Below are 3639 nucleotides of genomic sequence, written 5' to 3' on the forward strand. Positions count from 1 at the left end.
CGAGGACAAGGTGAAGGGTCTCGGCTTCGGCGCCGACGACTACCTGACGAAGCCCTTCCACAAGGACGAGCTCGTCGCCCGCATCCACGCCATCGTGCGCCGCTCGAAAGGCCACAGCGAGCAGGTGATCGCCTGTGACGATCTGGTGGTGAACCTCGGGGAGCAGCAAGCCTGGATCGCCGGCCATCGCGTCCAGCTCACCGGCAAGGAGCACCAGCTCTTGGAGATGCTGGCTCTGCGCAAGGGCTCGACCTTGACCAAGGAGATGATCCTCAACCAGCTCTACGGCGGCATGGACGAGCCCGAGATCAAAATCATCGACGTCTTCATCTGCAAGCTGCGCCGGAAGCTGGCCAATGCTTCGGGCGGCAAGAACTACATCGAGACGGTCTGGGGCCGCGGCTATCATCTGCGGGAGACCCTGCCCCGCTCCGCCGTCGGCTGAGCGCTGCCGTCTCGGCCAAAAGAACGGCCTGAGGCGACACTCTTGAGCGCAGACGCTTGCCCAGTGAGCGAGAGGGCAACGGCCGGGTTCATGCTATCGACCATGGCGCTCGGCATCAGGATCGTAGTCCCGCGCTCCTTGGTGGTTTCGTAGATGATGTTCATCGCCCGAAGCTGCAGCGCCGCTGGGTGGTCTGCATAAACCTCGGCTGCCTCGACGAACTTGCTCGCGACCTCGGCTTCGGCCGATCCAAGGATCACGCGGGCCTGCTTCTCGCGCTCGGCTTGGGCTTGGCGCGACATCGCATCCTGAAGCGCAACCGGGATCGCGACGTCACGGATTTCCACCGACATCACGGTCACGCCCCACGCAAGTGTTTTCCGTCCGATGGTATCGCGCAGGTGCTCGTCGGCCGCCTTGCGATCCGACAGCAGCGCCGACAGCATGGAAGAGCCGATCATCTCGCGAAGCGAGGTCTGCGCCACGCGGTCGATCGCTTCGCGGTAATTCGTGATCTCCAAGGCTGCGCTGCGGGCGTCGTGGACGTGCCAGAAGATGATCGCGTCGACGTTGACCGGCACCGTGTCTCTCGTCAGGGCCTGCTCGGCATTGAAAGCCGTCGTTTGGATTCGCTCGTCGATCACGGCCGCCACACGGTCGATCACCGGGATGATCAGGAACAGGCCCGGTCCCCTGACTCCCAGAAGGTTGCCGGCACGCAGAATGACGAACTTCTGCCAGGCATTGGCCATCTTCAGCGACAGTGCGATCAGGATGGCGATCAGAACGAGGGGCGCGCCCGCCCAGGGCTCGCTGTGAACGCCGAGCGCGATCCCGGCGAGGCCAGCGGCACCTGCCAAAAACAAGCTGATTGGGTTCATGCTGGTTGCTCCTCGAGATGAGCGAAGCCCCCAAAATTGCCGCGCAGCGGCACGAAAGGTGCCGGAATTGGCTTCCCTTGACCGATTCACCAAGCCAGGAAGCGCCATTTCGCGGATCGCATCGGGCGGCGAAGCGGGTAAGCTATGCCCCCGCCGCTTGCTATTGCCGCACCTGCGAGCTGCGGCCGGGGCATGTCGCCCACCACGCGGTAACTTATCACAGAAGAGGGAGAGGAGGCTCCGATGCCACGCTATCTCTTCAACGTCCGCGATCACCATGGACTCGAACAGGACTTGGAAGGGATCGAGTTGCCAGACCTTCATGCCGTCCGCAGGGAGGCGCTGAGAGCCTCCAAACGCATAGTCGCGGATTATCTGAAAGGTGGAGCTCCTTTGGATGAAGCTCTTCGAAGGGCTTTTGAGGTCGCCGACGAAGCAGGGCAGATCGTGCTGACCCTACAGTTTGCGGAAGGCGCGCAGGCCGATCTTCGCGGAGGCAGGCCCCTGACTTGAGACATGCGGCAGTCGACCGGCATAACCGCGAGTGGGCTGAGCGGCGACGTAGCCCTGACCGTAGTGCGGATCAGCGACATCGCGCGAAGATCATCAAGGGTTTGGCGCGCAGCTATCCCGGCGGCCACGCAGTGTGAGCTGAACCCTCAGGCCGAGTTGCCCTGGTTGTGATATGATTGGTCTCAGCGGTGCACGGGCAGCCCAGCTGACGACGGAGCTTCGCCATGCATTTCGCACGCGACAGCCATGGCAAATGGATTGTTGATCCTGAACTCTTCGCATCCAGGCTCGGCATCAATCCCGCTCATATTCAGCGAGACATCCTGCTGGGCCTCGTCACCAGCTCTGTCCAGGCCGGCGATGGAAGTGGGGAAGGCTTCTGGCGAGTGAAGATCCAATGCCGCAAGGTAATCTGGAATGGCGTCATTGACGATGGCGGCGCACTGATCAGCGAGAGTTGTCACTGACCGGCGAGCCTCAATGGGCACGTGCTTTTGGCTGCTCAATACGGCCACGGTTCATTTACGACGGCACCTTCACTTCAGTCGTCATAAACTTGCGATGAAGTTTGCGGCCGGCGTCGAACATCTGCGACTGCGGCTACGGCTTCACCGTGATGCTCGCAGCTGCGCCGACTGTGTGCTTCCAGACCCCTTATCACCCCTCCAGGGGCCCCCCTCCCCTCGCCTCCCGATGTGGGCTAGCAACATGCCTCGTGCGGTACTCCCGGTGACGCTAAGCCCGGCCGCCGAGGCGGTGCCGCATCGGCAGCAACAACTCTCATCGCTGCTGGAGGATGCATCGGCAACCCAATGCCGCGGGTTTCGCTGAGGGTCGGCCCTCCCGAAAAGGCCGTCGGACGACAGCCGCCGTCCGTCGTGAGGACACGGACACAACAGAACGGTGATGATAGGAAGATTATGGTGTTGTCCGTCTTTTTCTCTCCGGTCGTGATTGGTCCCGGAGCGGCCAGTGCTGCCCAGATGCAGTTTCACGTGCCGACCTCCCCGGCATCATTGGCGAGGTCTCGTTCAGGCCCATACTGTCCTGTCATGGGCCGCCGCCCCTCCCCGCTTGGTCAGCGAGAATGAGGCGGGCGAAACGTTCTACCCCGCACCGTGAAACGGACCGGCCTTCAGCTATGGTCGGACAAGAACGTGATTGGGCCTGCAGCAGGTCACGCCCCTCTTCGGTCGGGGATAACAGGAGCATTTCTATAGAGATCGTATTCCTCCCTGTCCCTGTTATCCCCGGGGTTGTCCCTGCCGCCAACGACCGAGGATCCCGTCGAACACGGAGTCAGCGTGTGCCAGCCCGGCCCCTGTAGACCGCGATCGTGCAGGCGTGGCCGGGATCGTCCAAGTCGCGGTCGATGAAGCGCTGGCCGATGCAGGCGTGATCTCGTACCACCTACCCGCAAGCACCGCTCACGATTAGCAAAGTTGCGTGACGCCCTGCTGCTTATTGTGTTCCCTCATGTGCCTCGTCTGAGGAACTCGCGATGTCCGATGCCCTTCAGCATCAGTCGGCTGCCTCTGAAGCAATGACCAGCTCACCCGGCCGCTTAGGGCTTCGGGCCGCGTACGGAGCCAAACAGCTCTCCCGCGTGGCCTGGTACGTCGGTCATGGTCTCGCCATGCAGCGGTTAGCAGAGCTTGCTCGCGAGCGGGGCCTCGAGAGTACCCGGCCTCGTGCCCGGACCAGTGCTCCTGTGCCCGATCGCGACCGCCTCTTCCAGGATTTGGTGGCCCTCTTCCGGCGAGACCTCGCCAATGTCGAGGCTGGCATCTACCCGCTGCC

4 protein-coding genes are annotated in these 3639 nt (G+C 62.6%); 3 read left to right on the plus strand and 1 reads right to left on the minus strand.

Features of this window, described 5'->3' with window-relative positions; translation table 11 throughout:
• Positions 1–445 (plus strand): winged helix-turn-helix domain-containing protein (locus tag WDW90_RS35715; RefSeq protein ID WP_336492488.1); only part of this gene is annotated, 445 nt, incomplete at its 5' end.
• Here WDW90_RS35715 and WDW90_RS35720 read toward each other — a convergent pair.
• Entirely contained in the window at positions 406–1326 is a 921-nt protein-coding gene (locus WDW90_RS35720) for a slipin family protein (RefSeq protein WP_336492489.1), read from the minus strand. The genes WDW90_RS35715 and WDW90_RS35720 overlap by 40 nt on opposite strands.
• Positions 1327–1569: 243 nt before the next feature.
• Here WDW90_RS35720 and WDW90_RS35725 point away from each other — a divergent pair, with 243 nt between their 5' ends.
• Both WDW90_RS35725 and WDW90_RS35730 read left to right on the plus strand, forming a co-directional pair.
• The gene (locus WDW90_RS35725) at positions 1570–1839 is read left to right on the plus strand and encodes a DUF6894 family protein (protein ID WP_336492490.1); all 270 of its coding nucleotides are present in this window, start codon (positions 1570–1572) and stop codon (positions 1837–1839) included.
• A gap of 224 nt (positions 1840–2063) precedes the next feature.
• A complete protein-coding gene (locus WDW90_RS35730; protein ID WP_336492491.1) occupies positions 2064–2306 on the plus strand; it encodes a DUF6522 family protein in 243 nt (80 codons plus the stop codon).
• The last annotated feature ends 1333 nt before the right edge of the window (positions 2307–3639 follow it).

It is taken from the genome of Methylobacterium nigriterrae (genome assembly GCF_037106235.1).
In the GTDB taxonomy this organism is placed as follows: domain Bacteria; phylum Pseudomonadota; class Alphaproteobacteria; order Rhizobiales; family Beijerinckiaceae; genus Methylobacterium; species Methylobacterium nigriterrae.

Excerpts from the sequence above, each read along its gene's own strand:
- WDW90_RS35720 (WP_336492489.1), bottom strand. The coding sequence starts at position 1,326 with ATGAACCCAATCAGCTTGTTTTTGGCAGGTGCCGCTGGCCTCGCCGGG.
- WDW90_RS35730 (WP_336492491.1), top strand. The coding sequence starts at position 2,064 with ATGCATTTCGCACGCGACAGCCATGGCAAATGGATTGTTGATCCTGAA.
- WDW90_RS35725 (WP_336492490.1), top strand. The coding sequence starts at position 1,570 with ATGCCACGCTATCTCTTCAACGTCCGCGATCACCATGGACTCGAACAG.